Origin of the sequence: Ensifer sp. SSB1, from assembly GCF_016652895.1 — a bacterium.
Classification (GTDB): domain Bacteria; phylum Pseudomonadota; class Alphaproteobacteria; order Rhizobiales; family Rhizobiaceae; genus Ensifer.
Genome location: NZ_JAEPRP010000041.1, coordinates 14,752 through 29,711, shown reverse-complemented (window position 1 = coordinate 29,711; position 14,960 = coordinate 14,752). Strand labels below are relative to the sequence as shown.

The following is a 14,960-nucleotide window of genomic DNA, read 5'->3' as shown; positions in this document are numbered from 1 at the left end:
TCGCTTCGGCCTGTTCGCGGGCGTCCTGTGCCTTGCTGCGTGCCTGTTTGGATGCCGCCGATCCGCGGTCCGCCAACAACGCAACCAGTGTTGCAACGTCATCGCGCAGTTCGCTCAACTGCTCCTCGACGGAGATATCGGCGAGTTTGCCATTTTTTGTGGATCGCGAGCTCGAGCCGGAGAAGAGGCTAGGCGCCATGATGGATACTCCCTTTCACGCATGCGCCGGCCGCGAACGGTCGGCGCTGTCTGACGGAACCAGCAGGCACAACTAGAGGCCCTTGCCGGCGCTTCGGGGGAACAACGCACAAGTGCGGAAATTGTTTCGATGAATCTTGATGTTGAAGCGTGCGAATTCCGGCAACGCCGCAGGGCGCCTGTGCGAACCCGAGGCGTGGCGTCAGAGGGTCGCCGTCTGCGGCAGGACGAACGGCACGTGCGGTGCCGGTGTGGCGCCCACCTGCATGCGGCAGCCGAAGACGGCTTCCATCGTCTCGTCGGTCAGAACCTCGCGCGGCGTACCGCAGGCGCGGACCTTGCCGGCCTTCATCATCACCATTCTGTCGGCGAACATCGCCGTCAGGTTGAGATCGTGCATCACTGCGACGACGCCCCCGCCGCGCTCACAGAACTTGCGGGCGAGCTGCATGATCCCGAGCTGATGGCGGATATCGAGGCTGGACACCGGCTCGTCGAGCAGCAGGTAGCGTGGCTCGCCGTCGATGACCGGATCGGTGATCTGGCAGAGCACGCGGGCAAGCTGCACGCGCTGCTGCTCGCCACCTGACAGTTCCTGGTAGAAGCGTCCGGCAAAACCGGCCAGATCCACCGCTTCCAACGCCTCGACCGTGACCCTGTCGTGTGCGGCAGGATCCGCATTGGCGCCGGCGGCAAGGCCCAGTCTCACGACCTCGCGCACGGTGAAGGGAAAGGAGATGACGGTCGACTGGGGAAGCACCCCGCGCATCAGCGCCAGTTCCCATGGCTTCAGGCCGCGCAGGTCGCGGCCGTTGATGCGGATCGTCCCGTCGGCGGGTGAAAGCTCTCCGGAGATCGCTTTCAGCGTCGTCGTCTTGCCGGAGCCGTTCGGGCCGACGATGGCGGTCAATGCGCCGGGCAGCGCCTCGAGCGAAACGCCGTGGATGACGGGTCGGCCGCCGAGGCGGACGGAGAGATTGGAAACGCTGATCATGGTTTCGCTCACAGTCCCATGTTCGAACGGCCGCGCAGCAGGATCCAGAGGAAGAACGGCGCGCCGATAAAGGCGGTGACGATTCCGATCGGCAGCTCTGCCGGGGAAACGATGGTGCGGGCAATCATGTCGGCGAGGATCAAAAGCGTGCCGCCAAGCAGCGCTGAGGCCGGCAGCAGGTAGCGATGATCGGGGCCGATGACGAGCCGCAGCAGGTGAGGGACGACGATGCCGACGAAGCCGATGCCGCCGCTGACGGCAACGGACGCGCCGGTTGCGGCTGCGACGCTGACGATTGCGATGTTCTTCAGTCGCTGCACGGGAATGCCCATGTGGAAGGCGGCCGCCTCGCCAAGCGTGATGGCGTTCAGCCCTCGCGCCAGGAAAGGCGTTACCGCGAGTGAGGCGAGAATGATCGGGGCCGCGGCCAGGATCTTCGTCCAGTTGGCGCCGGCGAGCGAACCGAGCCCCCAGAAAGTCAGGTCGCGCAATTGCTTGTCGTCGGCTCTGAAGACCAGGACACCGGTGACGGCACCGGTCAGGGCGCCGAGCGCGATGCCGGCGAGCAGCAGCGTGGCGATCGACGTCTGACCGCCGCGGGTGGCGATGCGGTAGAGGAGCAGCGTGGTAACGAGGCCGCCTATGAAGGCTGCCACCGGCAGCGCATAGAAGCCGAATAGCGCAAAGAGCGGCCCGAAGGCAGCGGTACCGAGCACGATCAGCAGCACGGCGCCAAGGCTCGCGCCCGAGGACACGCCCACGAGACCGGGGTCGGCCAAGGGGTTGCGGAAGAGGCCCTGCATCACGACGCCGGAAACGGCGAGCGAAGCGCCGACGAGCATGCCGAGCACGGCGCGCGGCAGGCGGATATCGAGAATGATGATGCGGTCGCGGATGCTCAAGCCCTGATCGGCTTCACCGATCAGCCAGCGCCAGACGTTTGAGAGCGACGCATCGGCAGCGCCGGTCATGATCGAGCCGACGAAGGTCGCGGCGGCAAACGCGATCAGGGCGACGATGACGAGACGCGCCAGCCGCGAACGGTTGCCGGAGCGCCATTCGCTGCGGATGTCGGCGGCGAAGGCGGTCAGGCGCATGCCGCGGTCCAATGCCTCACTGCGAGGCATTGGCCTTCTTCCCGTATATGGCGGCATTCAGTTCGCGGACGGCACTTGCGGTGCGCGGGCCAAAGCCGAGCAGGTGCAGACCGTCCATGCGGATCAGCGCTTCGTTCTTTGCGGCCGGCGTGAGGCTGAGTGCCGGCAGGGCGAAGAGCTCTTTCGCCTCGGCGGAATGCTCGCCGCCGCGATCCATCATCAGGACGACATCGGGCTTGGCTTCGATGATCGCCTCGTCGGTCAGCGCCTTGTAGCCGGGGAAGGTGCCGACTGCGTTGACGGCACCGGCAAGCTCGATGATGCCGTTGGCGGCAGTTCCCTGTCCCGATGCCATGACCTTTCCACCCTGGGTGCTCAGGATGAAAAGCACGCGCTTGCGTTCACTCTCCGGCCGGGCGGCGCTCTCGGCGATGGCTGCATCGAGATCGGCTTCGACGCTCTTTGCCAGGGTCTCGGCCTTTTCCTCGACACCCAGGAAGGCGCCGACGGCGCGGATCTTCGACGGTATGCCGGCCTTGTCGAAAGTCTCGGGCACGCTGGTAAAGGCGATGTTCGCTTGCTTCAGCACAGCCAAAGCCTCCGGCGGGCCGCTGCCTTCGACGGCAATGATCGCGCTCGGGTTGGCCGCAATGATGCCTTCCGGTGCGAGCTGGCGCATATAGCCGACATCGGGCAGCGCCTTTGCCGCTTCCGGATAGGTGCTGGTGGAATCGCGACCGACGAGGCGACCTTCCTCGCCGAGCGCGTAGATGATCTCGGTGATCGCTCCGCCGACGGAAACGACGCGTGAGACGTCGGCCTTCTGCATGTCCTCGGCCATCGCCGGCCGGATGAAGGAGGGGGCGCCGGGCGCCACCGCCGGAAGCAGGAAGGGAGCCGAAAGGGCTAAGGCGGCGATCGCCAGTCCTGAGCGGCGAAGGCGACGGATGTCGAGACCGTTTATCATCTGAGTGTCCTATCCTGTCCTCAGGCGGCGACAGTCGTGTCGAGACGCGGCAGGCCTTCGGCGATCGCGCGCCATTCCGGACGCTCAGCGAGACCTTCCTTCCGCTTGCCGAAGAACTGGATGATCATCTCGCCCTTGGCGTCCAGCGCTTCGATCGAGGTGACATGGCCGTCGGCGGTCGGCTTGCGCACGGCCCAGAGCTCGGCGATATGATCGGTACGCAGATGCAGGTGGAAAGTCGGGTCCATGACGTTGAGCCACGGGCCCATCGGCGCGATCTTGGCGATCGGGCCGGAATGGATCTGGATCACGCCGCGGTTGCCGACAAAGCACATGATCGGCAGTTCGACGTCGGCGCTTTCGCGCATCATCGCTTCGATGCTGGAGGGGTCGAGCTGCCAGGCGAAATCCTCGCCGATGTTGCTGAGCGCCTGGCGACGACCGATCTTCAGCTTGCGCAGGATGCCGTGGAACTGGTGCGTGTCCGTCATTTTCATCCAGCGGTCGCGCAGTTCGACGACATCGACCACGGTCTCCGGCTTGTCGTCGGTTGCCGGCACGCTCAAGTCGGCGGTGAAATCCTGCGTCTGGTCGTCAAGGCGGAAATCCGCGACGATCTTGTCATAGGCCGCGACATTCGATTCCGGGCGCAGATGCACCTTGTGCACCGCATTGCCCCACTTGTCGAAGAACTGCAGGCTCTTGCGGACTTCGCCCTTGTCATCGGTCTTTGTTACGGCAAAGGCGTGCGCCCAGGCGCTTGGGAAAACGCGCAGATCGATCTGCTCGCCAAGCACGATGCTCGCCATCTCGCCGGGGGTGATCTTCTCGTAGACGCCGATCTTTTCATGAACCGCGCTTTCGTTGCGGGTCAGCGCCATGACTTCGCCGAGTTCCTCGACGCGCGACAGGAAGCGGTTGGCATCGGCATCGATGCGCACGGCGGTCAGCCCACATTCGGCAGCGACGAGAGCGGCTTCGGAAACGCCAAGCTGGGCTGCGATATCACGCTCGCGCATCTTCGGGTTTTCGGCGCGGTAGGCGCGGATTTCGGAAGGAGTGGGGCGGAGGCTCTCGGTCATTTTCATCTGCCTATTTGTTCAGGATCAGTTTGCCTTGGCGGGTGATCTTCATGCGGTAGATCGCGCCGTCGTGGGAAATGAGGATCTCGTTTTCGCTGCCGAAAAGTTCGCGACTTTCGATAATCCGCTGCGCGCGCCCGGCCTTGATCGGCGGCTCGGATGGGCGTGCAAGGTCTGTGTCGTTGGTCACTGCGTTTGGCCGTTTCGAGCGGGCAGGTTGCGCTGTTTTTCCAGCATTTCCTGCCGTGCAATTCGTTTACTATCTTGACTTCATTACTCATATTTATTTATGGACGCAATACCGGACTTATACACTCAAGTTAGTTATTGCCGGCTTGTGGACAAGGGCGTGCGGGGCTCGTTCGGCGGTTCGCTGCAACCTTAGGGGTTATGTCGATATGAAGTTTTCCAGCCTTCCGATTGTTTCCGTTGCTCTTGCGGCCCTGATCGTGGCGGGTGGTGCCAACGCGCAGGAGGCTGCTCCCGCTGCCGGGTTGACAATCGAGTTGAACGAGGTCGCGCCTTCGCAGAAAGGCTGCAAGCTCACCTTCGTCGCCGGCAACGCCTTTGCGCAGTCGCTGAGCAAGGTTTCCTTCGAGTTCGTGATCTTCGACCAGAAGGGTCTGGTCGAGCGCATGGCCGTGCTCGACTTCCGTGATCTGCCCGCCGGCAAGACCAAGGTTCGCCAGTTCGATCTCCCTGGTACCAATTGCGATGCCGTGAAAAGCCTGCTGATCAACGATGCGCCGGCCTGTGTGGGCGACGGCGTGCAGCCGGGCGCCTGCATGAGCGGGATCAAGACCGGCTCGAAATCGGCGGTGGAACTCAAGGGTTGAGCGGGACCGCTCGTTCGGAGCGTGGAGTTGGCGCCGCCGGTGCGGCGAAGGTTAGGCTGTAATGAAGCGTATCATCATCTGGACTGGGGCCGCCGTCATCTCGCTCGCAACGCATGGCGTTGTACTTGCGACATTGTTCGGGTCCTCCCCGCCCGAGGATGAGCCGGCACTCACGGTCGGAGGAGTGACGACCGAGGTTGCCATTCTCGGGGATGCCTTCTCCGAAACCTTGCAGGCAGGCGATCCCTCGGAAATCGTCGAGCCAACCGAGGACGTTCCAGATGAAGTCGAGCCGGAGGAGATCACGCCTGTAGAGGACACGACCTCGACCACCCCAGAAATCGTCGCGGAACAACCAAACGACTTGATTGCCACCGAGGCGGACGTGATCCTGCCAGCCGAGGAAATGCCGACCTTGCAAGTGGCCGAAGCCGTGGTGACGGCGAGGGTTGCGCCTGTTGAAACCGTCGTGCCGGAAGTAAAGCCCGAGATCGAGGAGCCCAAGAAGGAAAAAGTTGAGACACCGGAGCCGAAAAAGGAGCCGGTCAAGAAAAAGAAGGTTACCCGCAAGAAAGCCGGCGACAAGGGCGAGCAACAGCAGACTCAGGTCAAGGGCCAGGCGGACGGAGATATCAACGGCAACACTGCGACCGCCACCGGTGAGGGACGGGCGGCATCCGTCATCGGGAGCGCAGGCGAGGAGAACTACAAGGGCAAGGTCCGCTCGAAGGTCCAGCGCGTTTTTCTCCGGAAATCGCGTAGTATTCGCCGCGGTGAAGGGAATACCGTTACGGTCGCATTCGTGGTCTCGGCGAACGGCAGCCTGGCAAGCGTCAATCTCGTTCGCAGCTCCGGTTCGGACCGCCTCGACAAGGCGGCTGTCGATTCCGTCCGCAGCGCGGCGCCCTTCGCTGCCATACCGGCAGGTTCGGGCAGAAGCAGCTGGAGCTTCAGCGTTCCCATGTCCGTCAACTGAGAGGCGGACACGCTCACACGCGTATCGCAGCGACGATCTAGTCCCCTGAAAAATATGATTAGAAAACTCATGTTTATACTTTACTCGGATTATCAAGTTTAATAGGTTGCCCTCGTCACGCAGCCGAAGGGCGTGTGTCGAGAGGATATCCCGATGCGACCGGCTGCCCTTGAAGGCGCTTGTTGCACGATCAGGCGGAGAGGATTGCATGCGCGGCAAGCGTCACCAGAATGCGGCGAAGAATGGCAAGGGTCGTTCGGGTTCGGAACCGGCCGAGGCTCGCCAGGATACCGGCAAGGCAACGCTGGAAGGGCGCAGTTTTCTCTATGTCGGCGGCCGTGATTGTCAGGTGGCGCATCTGCGCGAGATTGCCAGCTCCTTTGGTGCCGAGCTGCTTCATCACGATGGCGGCCTGCGCGAGGCAGTCTCGCGCATCGACCGGGTACTGCCTTCAGTCGATTGCGTGTTCTGCCCGATCGACTGCATCAGCCATGACGCATGTCTGCGCGTGAAGACAGGCTGCAAGAAGTGGGGCAAGGCCTTCGTGCCGCTGCGCAACGGCTCGAAATCGAGCCTTGAGCGCGCGCTTCAGGACCTGACCACCAGCCGCGACGAGCGGTAATCCTCCCGAGATAAGACGAGAGTTTGCAATGAACGAAGAACGTCCTGAGCTCGCCATGATGATCGGCCTGCACAAGCTGGCGGCCCAGCAAGGCGATGGCCTGGTGCCTGAGCTCTACGAGATCCTGACGCGTCGCGCGCGCATGGTTGAAGAGAATGCCAACGTTGCTGAGTTTCCAACCTGGCAGGCGCGCCCGTCAGTTCGTGATCCGCTCAGCCTTGCAGAGCCGAAGGAAGCAACTATTCTCGCCTTTCCGCGGGCCGCAAACGACGCTGCCCGCAAGAAGGAAAGCGCCTAAAAGCAATCCCAGGAAAAGTGCGAAGCGGTTTTCCGTCCGGGATTGCGGCGTTCAAAACGAGCGAATCCAGGAAAAGTGCGTAGCGGTTTTCCGCCCGGAATTGCGCTCATTCAAAGATTTGGATCATTTCGCTGTCAGTGAAATGACCTGGGAGACCAAGATGTACGTTGCCATGAACCGTTTCCGTATCGCCATCGGCCATGAAGAGGCCTTCGAGGCCGTATGGAAGGGGCGCGATTCCAGCCTTTCAGAGATGGCAGGCTTCGTTTCCTTCCACCTGCTGCGCGGCGACAGCGTGCCGGAGGAGGGCTACACGCTCTTCGTCTCGAACTCGGTCTGGAAGGACAGGGATTCGTTTTCAGCCTGGACGAAGTCGGAGAACTTCCGCGCTGCGCACAGGAATGCCGGCGAGAACAAGGCGATGTATCTCGGTCCGCCGAAGTTTGAAGGTTTTTCGGCTGTCGAAGGTGCCTGATCCGCGCGCGTCAGTACAAGCCACCTGATTGCACATCATCGCCACCCGGACGGAAGACCCATCCGGGTGGCGAATTGCTTTTGGGTTAGGCTGACTTGCGCGGCAGGAAGGCGCCGAGCGAGACGGCGAGCCAGCCGACCATGATTGTCGTGCCGCCGAGCGGCGCCGACATCGGGAACAGACCGTGGCCCGAGATATGGCGCACCGCGAGATCAGCCGAGAACAGCGCCGTTCCAACTGCGATCAGCAAGGCCGCAACGGCGGCCGTGCGAAAGCTTGGCCAGGCGGCGTAGAGCGCGACCAAGGCCGGGGCATGCGCAAGGCACATGGCGGAAATGCCGGCGAGCAATCTCGGGTCGTCGCCGTGCGAAGCAGCGGCCGCGCTGACAACGCCGGTCAGGCCCATCAAACCGGCAACAAATAGCGTCGTTGCGCGAAATCCGCTGTGCGACATGCTCATTCCTTATTCTGCATATGAAGGGCGAGGCGGGTGATCGGGTCGAGGATGACTTGCCGGAGCTTCGGATGGTCGATCGTTTCCTCGAGCGCGCGGGTGAAGCAGAGGAGCCACTCGTCCCGTTCCTCAGGCCCGATTTCGGCGACGAAGTGGCGGCGGCGCAGCATCGGATGGCCGCGCTTTTCAACGTAGATCGGCGGTCCGCCGAGCCAGCCGGTCAGGTACTCGTAGAACTTCTCTTCGCTGCCGGAAAGATCCGGTGGATGCACTGCGCGGCAGCGTGCCGCTTCCGGCAACGTATCCATCAGCTCATAGAAACGGCGTGTCAGGGCGCGAACCGTCGGGTCGCCGCCGATGGCTTCATAGAGGGTCGTGGTTTCCGGTTCCGCCATGCTTGCGTCCTTCGTTGCGTCGGTCCTAGCGCGCGGCGACGGGGCGGACAACGATTTTCAGAAGAGGAGTTTGCGGCGTTTCATCGCGGTCGTACGTTGCTTCTCTTGACAAACCGTCTAGACGGTATCTTTATGGTAGCATGACCGAAGCTCATCGCCGCAAGAAGCAGCCGGAACAGGTGCGCCAGCAATTGCTGGAGGTTGCCGCACGCCTTTCGCACGAGCAGGGGGTGGCGGGCATCACGCTCGATGCCGTGTCCCAGGCGGCGGGCGTCAGCAAAGGCGGGCTGCTGCACCACTTTCCGAACAAGCTCGCTCTTCTCGACGGGCTGTTCGACGACCTGGTGACGCGGTTCGATTGCGAGATCGAGGCGGCGATGGCACGCGATACGGTGGCGAAAGGGCGCTTCACCCGCGCCTATATCGATGTCTGCTTCGCGCTTGATCCCACAACCGATGTGCGGGGCTGGCGCATGCTGACGATTGCGCTGATTGCCGAGCCGCATCTGAAGAGCCGCTGGCGCGACTGGGTCACCCGCAGAACCGCAGAGTTTGTGGAGACCGATGGTTCGCCGGGCTGTGTGCTGGCGCGTTTTGCCTGCGACGGCGTGTGGCTGGCGGATCTGATGCAGAGCCACGATCTCGATGCTGAGGCGCGGGTCGGTCTTGTTGAAAATCTCAAGGCGCTTTCGGCGCAGTAACCCGGATGGAATCTCCCATGAACCCTGCCATGCTCTATACCGTCCTGGTTGCAGCGATCGTCTTCGAGGTGCTCGGCACCTCGGCGATGCAGGCGGCCCAGCACTTCACTCGCCTGGGGCCGACGGTGATGATGGTGATCTGCTATGCGATCGCCTTCTTCTTTCTGTCCTATACGCTGCGCTTCATCCCCGTCGGCATCGCCTACGCGGTCTGGAGCGGGCTCGGTATCGTCTTGATTTCGCTCGTCGGCTACTTCGCCTTCGGGCAGAAACTCGATCTGGCGGCGATCCTGGGGCTGGGTCTCATCATTTCCGGCGTGGTGGTGCTCAACCTGTTCTCCAAGTCTACCTTCCACTGAAGCGGTCGATGGCCTGTGCTCACGCGCCCTGTGGTGGTGGCGCCGTCGATTCCCTGAGGATCAATTCCACCGGCCAGAGCTCGTGAACCTCTTCGGTCGGCCGGCCCGAGAGAAGCTGCAGCACGAGATCGGCCGAGCGCGCGCCGGCGGCACGCATCGACGAGCGCGTCGCCGAAAGCGACGGTACCATGTTCTCTGCTGTGAGGTAGGGGAACACGTCGTCATGGGCGATGACCGAGACCTCGCGGCCGATCTCCAGGCCCATGGATCGTGCTGCGCGGTAGATGCCGAGTGCCGTCATCATCGAGCCGGCGACGAACGCGGTCGGGCGGGGCGTCTGTTCGAGGAAGGAGCGGGCGAAGCGGAAGCCGAGTTCGTCGGTGAAGTTTCCGTGGGCGACGAGGCGCGGATCGAAGGGGATGCCGCGCGCCTGCAGCGCGTCTCGATATCCCTTGTCGCGGTGAAGCGAGAAGGTGCGCCCCTGCCGGCCGTTGATCATGGCGATGCGGCGATGGCCGAGATCGATGAGGTGCGAGGTCGCGCGGCGGATCGCGCCTTCATTGTCGATGTCGAGCCAGGCGTGCGGCACATCGATATCGGAGCGGCCGTGCACCAGGAAGGGCATGCCGAGCTTGTGGAGGAGGGAGATGCGCTCGTCGTTCGGTTCGGGCGAGTGCACGATCACGGCATCGACGCGGCCGCTGACGGCAAGTCGGCTATAGAGCTGGATTTCACCCGTAGGGTTCTTGTCGTCCATTGGGCTGACGAGAATATCGATATCCTCGGTGCCAAGCCGTTCGGCAAGGCCGCCCATGAATTCGGAGAAATGGAACTCGCCGGAGCGGCCCATGACCACGCCGATCGCGCCGGCGCGACCGGTGGCGAGCCGCACGGCATTGATGTTCGGACGATAGCCGAGGCGGCTTGCCTCTTCGGCCACGCGCTTGCGCGTCTTTTCGCTGACCTCCGGATAGCCGCTCAGCGCCCGGCTGACGGTGGTCGGCGAAAGGCCCAGTTGTTGTGCGAACTCCCTCAGTTTCATTCGGTATGCGTTTCCTCAAGCCCTAGCCCGGTCCCAGAAATATACACCTTCGTTGCCGGTAACAATCGGTTTGTCGGAAGCGTCCTGCGCTTCGGTTCGACCCGGAATTTTACCAAACCGTTTCAAATTAGTGCGACTCCCCTTTAATTTCATGGGTTACCGCGATATGTGAATGAAATTTCATTAAATCAATTATGTTATTGAATATAAAATATTATTTCGAATGATTCACGGCCAAGCGACATTTTCTAGCGCATGGATTGACAGTTTTTCTGTCTTCTGCCAACTTTTTCTCATCCAAACCGCTTTCGAATTTGCCGAGGAGCTTTCGTGCGGTGGAGGGGGAACAGGAGGAGTCGACCCGATGACAACCATGCTCAATGCCCTGAGTTTTTGTGCCGCGATCGTTGCCGCCGGAACGGCTGGCGCCGCCGAGCTTTCGCTCGCCGCGAACACGACCGGCAAGAACGTCAATTTCATTCGCGAACAGCTGGACATTTTCGAGAAGCAGACCGGGCACAAGGTGAGCCTGGTCACCATGCCGCCGTCGAGCAGCGAGCAGTTCAGCCAGTATCGGCTTTGGCTTGCTGCCGGAAACAAGGATGTCGACGTCTATCAGACCGACGTCGTTTGGGCGCCGCAGCTGGCAGACCAGTTCGTCGATCTGACGGAAGCGGCGAAGGACGTTATCGGTCAGCACTTCCCGTCGATCATCGCCTCGCAGACGGTGAACGGTCGTCTCGTGGCCTTGCCGGTTTTCACCGATGCGCCGGCACTGTTCTATCGCAAGGATCTGCTCGAAAAATACGGCAAGACGCCGCCGAAGACCTGGGACGAACTGGCTGCGACCGCCAAGGAAATCCAGGAGAAGGAGCGGGCCGCTGGGCAGGCCGATCTCTGGGGCTATGTCTTCCAGGGCAATGCCTATGAAGGCCTGACCTGCAACGCGCTCGAATGGGTCAAATCCTCAGGCGGCGGACAGATCGTCGAGCCGGATGGAACGATCTCGATCAACAACGAGAAGGCGGCCGCCGCGATCGACCGGATCAAGGGTTGGGTCGGCACGATCTCGCCGCAGGGCGTGCTTGCCTATCAGGAGGAGGAATCGCGTGGCGTCTGGCAGACCGGCAATTCCGTCTTCATGCGCAATTGGCCCTATGCCTATGCACTCGGCAACGGCGACGACAGCGCAGTGAAGGGCAAGTTCGCGGTGGCACCGTTGCCGACGGCCACCGATGGCGACCAGCCGTCTTCGACGCTCGGCGGCTGGAACGTCGCCGTTTCCAAATATTCCGACGACCAGGAAGCAGCGATTGCGCTCGTCAAGTTCCTGTCGTCTGCTGAGGTGCAGAAGCGCCGGGCGATCGAGCTTTCCAACCTGCCGACGGTTGCGGCACTCTACGACGACGCAGATGTCGCCAAGGCCCAGCCGTTCATGCCGGCCTGGAAGCCGATCTTCGAAAGTGCAGTGCCGCGTCCGTCGGCCATCACCAAGGTCAAATACAACGAGGTCTCCGCCAAGTTCTGGAATGCGGTCCACAACTCGCTCTCCGGCAACGGCACGGCGGCGGAAAACCTGGAACTGCTCGAAGTCGAGCTCACCGAGATGAAGGGCGACAGCTGGTAATCCTCCCGGGGGCGAGGGGAGTGCTTGTCAAGCCTTCCCTCGCTCCACCGAGTAACCGCCGACGACGTCCAGCGCTTCGAAAGCAAACAAGTCCGGATGGGAAACGCGTCACACTTTTCCTGGACTTGTCTGTGGGCGTCGTTCCTCTCGGGCCAGCTGCTCGGCAGTGCGCCGAATGGCAAGAGTGAGCCAAGACAATGACCGATCTTTCACTCGCAGATCCTCCTTCTGCTCTCGGGCAGCAGGCAGGGATCCGTTCCGACCTCAATGCCAGCCGCGTTCGCTCCGCCTGGATCTTTCTCGCGCCGACCTTGCTGGTGCTCGCCCTTGTCGCCGGCTGGCCGCTGCTGCGCACCATCTATTTCAGCTTCACCAATGCGTCGCTGACCAACCTTGAAGGCGCCGAGTTCGTCGGCTTCAAGAACTACCTCAGCTGGATCACGCTGAAGAGCGGGCGCACGGTCTATAACGGCCTGCTTGCCGATCCCGCCTGGTGGAACGCCGTCCGGAACACGCTGAAGTTCTCGGCGGTTTCCGTCACCATCGAGACGGTGCTGGGCCTGGTTGTCGCCCTGGTGCTGAACGCGAACTTTCCCGGGCGCGGGCTGGTGCGCGCTGCAATCCTCATCCCCTGGGCCATTCCGACCATCGTCTCCGCCAAGATGTGGGCCTGGATGCTCAACGACCAGTTCGGCATCTTGAACGATCTTCTGCTTGGCCTCGGCCTGATCAGCCAGAAGGTCGCCTGGACCGCCAATCCGGAGACGGCAATGGTTGCCGTCTTGATCGTCGACGTCTGGAAGACGACGCCGTTCATGGCGCTGCTCATCCTTGCCGGACTGCAGATGGTGCCTTCCGATATCTACGAGGCGGCGAAAATCGATGGCGTGCATCCGCTCAAGGTCTTCTGGCGGCTGACGTTGCCCTCGATCCGCCCGGCGCTGATGGTGGCGGTGATCTTCCGCATGCTCGATGCGCTGCGCATCTTCGATCTCATCTATGTGCTGACGCCCAACAACGCCCAGACCAAGACTATGTCGGTACTGGCCCGCGAAAACCTGTTCGACTTCGACAAGTTCGCATATGGCGCCGCTGCCTCGACGATGCTGTTCCTGATTATTGCGGCGATCACCGTCGCCTACATGTGGTTCGGCCGCGTCAACCTGGAGGGAGAACGCTGATGGTTGCCACCCTCGCCAGGCGCACGGCGTTCTACGCCCTTGTTGCCGCCATCATCATCATGGCCGTCTTCCCGTTCTACTATGCGGTGCTGACGAGCTTCAAATCCGGAACGGCGCTGTTCCGGGTCGACTATTGGCCGACCGAAATCTCCTTCGACAACTACGCCGGTATTGTCTCAAGCAGCGGCTTCCTGCGCAACCTCGCCAATTCGCTGCTGGTCGCAACGATCGTCGTCGCGGTTTCGCTGCTGTTGGCCGTCACCGCGGCCTATGCACTGGCGCGCGTACGGTTTCGCGGACGCGGACTGCTGCTTCTGACGATCCTGTCGGTGTCGATGTTTCCGCAGATCGCCGTGCTTGCCGGGCTCTTCGAACTCATCCGCTCGGTCGGGATCTTCAACACGCCCCTGGCGCTGATCTTTTCCTACATGATCTTCACGCTGCCCTTCACGGTGTGGGTGCTCACCACCTTCATGCGCGATCTGCCAGTCGAGATCGAGGAAGCGGCGATCGTCGACGGGGCGACGCCCTGGGTGATCATCACTCGCGTGTTCATGCCGCTGATGTGGCCGGCGCTGGTGACGACGGGGCTGCTCGCCTTCATTGCCGCCTGGAACGAGTTCCTGTTCGCGCTGACCTTCACGTCGTCCGACAGCCAGCGCACCGTGCCGGTTGCGATCGCGCTTCTGTCCGGCAGCAGCCAGTACGAAATCCCGTGGGGCAACATCATGGCCGCATCGATCATCGTCACCGTGCCACTGGTCGTCCTCGTGCTGATCTTTCAGCGGCGGATCATCTCCGGGCTCACGGCCGGCGGCGTCAAAGGATAAGGGGAGAAAACATGGCAGAGCTTCAATTGCGCAACATCCGCAAGTCCTTTGGCGCCTTCGAGGTGATCAAGGGCGTCAGCATGGACATCCGGGCCGGCGAGTTCATGGTCTTCGTCGGGCCGTCCGGCTGCGGCAAGTCCACGCTGCTGCGGCTGATCGCCGGGCTCGAGGACATCTCCTCGGGCACGCTGTCCTTCGACGGTCAGATGGTCAACCAGTTGACGCCGTCCAAGCGCGGCATCGCGATGGTGTTCCAGTCCTACGCGCTTTACCCGCACATGACGGTATTCGAGAATATGTCTTTTGGCATGCAGCTCGCGGGCAAGGACAAGGAGCAGTGCAAGAAGCGCGTCGAGGCCGCGGCCGAGATGCTGCAACTGACGCCCTATCTGCAGCGTTTGCCCCGGCAGCTCTCGGGCGGACAGCGCCAGCGCATCGCCATCGGTCGGGCGATCGTGCGCGATCCCAAGGTCTTTCTCTTCGACGAGCCGCTCTCCAATCTCGATGCGGCGCTGCGCGTTGCGACCCGGATCGAGATCGCCAAGCTGCATCGCAGCATGCACAAGACGACGATGATCTACGTCACCCACGACCAGGTCGAGGCGATGACATTGGCGGATCGCATTTGCGTGCTACGGGATGGTCGGGTCGAACAGATCGGCACGCCGCTCGAACTCTACGAGAGCCCGAATTCGGTCTTCGTCGCCGGTTTCATCGGCTCGCCGAAGATGAACTTCCTCTCCGGTGCACTGGCGGCACCCTATGATGCCCACACGATCGGCATCCGCGCCGAGCATCTGGAGATCCGGGCGGGCGACGGCAGGTG

19 protein-coding genes and 1 pseudogene are annotated in these 14,960 nt (G+C 62.2%); 11 read left to right on the top strand and 9 right to left on the bottom strand.

Annotated elements, in window-relative coordinates; all coding sequences use genetic code 11:
• From I8N66_RS12850 to hemP, 6 genes and pseudogenes are all read right to left on the bottom strand, one after another.
• Positions 1-199 (bottom strand): annotated as a pseudogene (locus I8N66_RS12850) (hypothetical protein); the annotation flags it as partial.
• Positions 200-400: 201 nt separating this feature from the next.
• On the bottom strand, positions 401-1,192 hold the full coding sequence (locus tag I8N66_RS12845; RefSeq protein ID WP_113535688.1) for a heme ABC transporter ATP-binding protein: 792 nt from the start codon (positions 1,190-1,192) through the stop codon (positions 401-403).
• A gap of 8 nt (positions 1,193-1,200) precedes the next feature.
• Positions 1,201-2,319, bottom strand: a complete 1,119-nt coding sequence (locus tag I8N66_RS12840; protein WP_113535620.1) for an iron ABC transporter permease — start codon at positions 2,317-2,319, stop codon at positions 1,201-1,203.
• Positions 2,306-3,256 carry a hemin ABC transporter substrate-binding protein gene (locus I8N66_RS12835; RefSeq protein ID WP_113535619.1) on the bottom strand — a complete coding sequence of 317 codons (951 nt, stop codon included), beginning with the start codon at positions 3,254-3,256 and terminating at the stop codon, positions 2,306-2,308. The genes I8N66_RS12840 and I8N66_RS12835 overlap by 14 nt, the downstream gene beginning before the upstream one ends.
• Positions 3,257-3,276: 20 nt before the next feature.
• Entirely contained in the window at positions 3,277-4,338 is a 1,062-nt protein-coding gene (locus I8N66_RS12830; RefSeq protein ID WP_162768602.1) for a ChuX/HutX family heme-like substrate-binding protein, read from the bottom strand.
• Positions 4,339-4,348: 10 nt separating this feature from the next.
• Positions 4,349-4,486: a hemin uptake protein HemP gene (gene hemP / locus I8N66_RS12825; RefSeq protein ID WP_113535687.1), complete on the bottom strand. Its 138-nt coding sequence runs from the start codon at positions 4,484-4,486 to the stop codon at positions 4,349-4,351.
• Positions 4,487-4,736: 250 nt separating this feature from the next.
• Here hemP and I8N66_RS12820 point away from each other — a divergent pair, with 250 nt between their 5' ends.
• From I8N66_RS12820 to I8N66_RS12800, 5 genes are all read left to right on the top strand, one after another.
• A complete protein-coding gene (locus I8N66_RS12820; protein WP_113535617.1) occupies positions 4,737-5,174 on the top strand; it encodes a hypothetical protein in 438 nt (145 codons plus the stop codon).
• A gap of 61 nt (positions 5,175-5,235) precedes the next feature.
• Entirely contained in the window at positions 5,236-6,150 is a 915-nt protein-coding gene (locus I8N66_RS12815) for a TonB family protein (RefSeq protein ID WP_291154178.1), read from the top strand.
• 208 nt (positions 6,151-6,358) lie between these two features.
• Positions 6,359-6,772, top strand: coding sequence for a DUF2325 domain-containing protein (locus tag I8N66_RS12810; RefSeq protein ID WP_113535615.1), 414 nt, complete (start codon positions 6,359-6,361; stop codon positions 6,770-6,772).
• A gap of 28 nt (positions 6,773-6,800) precedes the next feature.
• Complete coding sequence (locus tag I8N66_RS12805) at positions 6,801-7,070, top strand: hypothetical protein (protein WP_291154175.1); 270 nt, start codon at positions 6,801-6,803, stop codon at positions 7,068-7,070.
• 160 nt (positions 7,071-7,230) lie between these two features.
• Positions 7,231-7,545 carry an antibiotic biosynthesis monooxygenase gene (locus I8N66_RS12800; protein ID WP_291154173.1) on the top strand — a complete coding sequence of 105 codons (315 nt, stop codon included), beginning with the start codon at positions 7,231-7,233 and terminating at the stop codon, positions 7,543-7,545.
• An 85-nt stretch (positions 7,546-7,630) separates the two neighbouring features.
• Here I8N66_RS12800 and I8N66_RS12795 read toward each other — a convergent pair whose 3' ends face one another.
• A complete protein-coding gene (locus I8N66_RS12795; protein WP_291154171.1) occupies positions 7,631-7,999 on the bottom strand; it encodes a DUF423 domain-containing protein in 369 nt (122 codons plus the stop codon).
• A gap of 2 nt (positions 8,000-8,001) precedes the next feature.
• Positions 8,002-8,394 (bottom strand): group II truncated hemoglobin, encoded by a 393-nt coding sequence (locus I8N66_RS12790; protein ID WP_113535612.1) that lies wholly within the window; start codon positions 8,392-8,394, stop codon positions 8,002-8,004.
• Between the two features lie 140 nt (positions 8,395-8,534).
• Here I8N66_RS12790 and I8N66_RS12785 point away from each other — a divergent pair, with 140 nt between their 5' ends.
• Positions 8,535-9,095, top strand: coding sequence for a TetR/AcrR family transcriptional regulator (locus I8N66_RS12785; protein ID WP_291154168.1), 561 nt, complete (start codon positions 8,535-8,537; stop codon positions 9,093-9,095).
• 17 nt (positions 9,096-9,112) lie between these two features.
• Positions 9,113-9,454: an SMR family transporter gene (locus tag I8N66_RS12780; RefSeq protein ID WP_291154166.1), complete on the top strand. Its 342-nt coding sequence runs from the start codon at positions 9,113-9,115 to the stop codon at positions 9,452-9,454.
• 19 nt (positions 9,455-9,473) lie between these two features.
• On the opposite strand, the gene I8N66_RS12775 is transcribed toward I8N66_RS12780, so the two are convergent.
• On the bottom strand, positions 9,474-10,496 hold the full coding sequence (locus I8N66_RS12775; protein WP_291154164.1) for a substrate-binding domain-containing protein: 1,023 nt from the start codon (positions 10,494-10,496) through the stop codon (positions 9,474-9,476).
• Positions 10,497-10,860: 364 nt separating this feature from the next.
• Between I8N66_RS12775 and I8N66_RS12770 the strand changes: the two genes are divergently transcribed.
• The 4 genes from I8N66_RS12770 to I8N66_RS12755 form a co-directional block, all read left to right on the top strand.
• Positions 10,861-12,123, top strand: coding sequence for an ABC transporter substrate-binding protein (locus tag I8N66_RS12770; RefSeq protein ID WP_291154162.1), 1,263 nt, complete (start codon positions 10,861-10,863; stop codon positions 12,121-12,123).
• A gap of 197 nt (positions 12,124-12,320) precedes the next feature.
• The gene (locus tag I8N66_RS12765; protein WP_291154160.1) at positions 12,321-13,304 is read left to right on the top strand and encodes a sugar ABC transporter permease; all 984 of its coding nucleotides are present in this window, start codon (positions 12,321-12,323) and stop codon (positions 13,302-13,304) included.
• Positions 13,304-14,134, top strand: a complete 831-nt coding sequence (locus I8N66_RS12760) for a carbohydrate ABC transporter permease (protein ID WP_113535607.1) — start codon at positions 13,304-13,306, stop codon at positions 14,132-14,134. The genes I8N66_RS12765 and I8N66_RS12760 overlap by 1 nt, the downstream gene beginning before the upstream one ends.
• 11 nt (positions 14,135-14,145) lie before the next feature.
• Positions 14,146-14,960 (top strand): ATP-binding cassette domain-containing protein (locus tag I8N66_RS12755; protein WP_291154157.1); only part of this gene is annotated, 815 nt, incomplete at its 3' end.

Coding starts and splice junctions, on each gene's coding strand:
- I8N66_RS12845 (WP_113535688.1), bottom strand. CDS start 1,192: ATGATCAGCGTTTCCAATCTCTCCGTCCGCCTCGGCGGCCGACCCGTC.
- I8N66_RS12840 (WP_113535620.1), bottom strand. CDS start 2,319: ATGCCTCGCAGTGAGGCATTGGACCGCGGCATGCGCCTGACCGCCTTC.
- I8N66_RS12835 (WP_113535619.1), bottom strand. CDS start 3,256: ATGATAAACGGTCTCGACATCCGTCGCCTTCGCCGCTCAGGACTGGCG.
- I8N66_RS12830 (WP_162768602.1), bottom strand. CDS start 4,338: ATGACCGAGAGCCTCCGCCCCACTCCTTCCGAAATCCGCGCCTACCGC.
- I8N66_RS12820 (WP_113535617.1), top strand. CDS start 4,737: ATGAAGTTTTCCAGCCTTCCGATTGTTTCCGTTGCTCTTGCGGCCCTG.
- I8N66_RS12815 (WP_291154178.1), top strand. CDS start 5,236: ATGAAGCGTATCATCATCTGGACTGGGGCCGCCGTCATCTCGCTCGCA.
- I8N66_RS12810 (WP_113535615.1), top strand. CDS start 6,359: ATGCGCGGCAAGCGTCACCAGAATGCGGCGAAGAATGGCAAGGGTCGT.
- I8N66_RS12805 (WP_291154175.1), top strand. CDS start 6,801: ATGAACGAAGAACGTCCTGAGCTCGCCATGATGATCGGCCTGCACAAG.
- I8N66_RS12800 (WP_291154173.1), top strand. CDS start 7,231: ATGTACGTTGCCATGAACCGTTTCCGTATCGCCATCGGCCATGAAGAG.
- I8N66_RS12795 (WP_291154171.1), bottom strand. CDS start 7,999: ATGTCGCACAGCGGATTTCGCGCAACGACGCTATTTGTTGCCGGTTTG.
- I8N66_RS12790 (WP_113535612.1), bottom strand. CDS start 8,394: ATGGCGGAACCGGAAACCACGACCCTCTATGAAGCCATCGGCGGCGAC.
- I8N66_RS12785 (WP_291154168.1), top strand. CDS start 8,535: ATGACCGAAGCTCATCGCCGCAAGAAGCAGCCGGAACAGGTGCGCCAG.
- I8N66_RS12780 (WP_291154166.1), top strand. CDS start 9,113: ATGAACCCTGCCATGCTCTATACCGTCCTGGTTGCAGCGATCGTCTTC.
- I8N66_RS12775 (WP_291154164.1), bottom strand. CDS start 10,496: ATGAAACTGAGGGAGTTCGCACAACAACTGGGCCTTTCGCCGACCACC.
- I8N66_RS12770 (WP_291154162.1), top strand. CDS start 10,861: ATGACAACCATGCTCAATGCCCTGAGTTTTTGTGCCGCGATCGTTGCC.
- I8N66_RS12765 (WP_291154160.1), top strand. CDS start 12,321: ATGACCGATCTTTCACTCGCAGATCCTCCTTCTGCTCTCGGGCAGCAG.
- I8N66_RS12760 (WP_113535607.1), top strand. CDS start 13,304: ATGGTTGCCACCCTCGCCAGGCGCACGGCGTTCTACGCCCTTGTTGCC.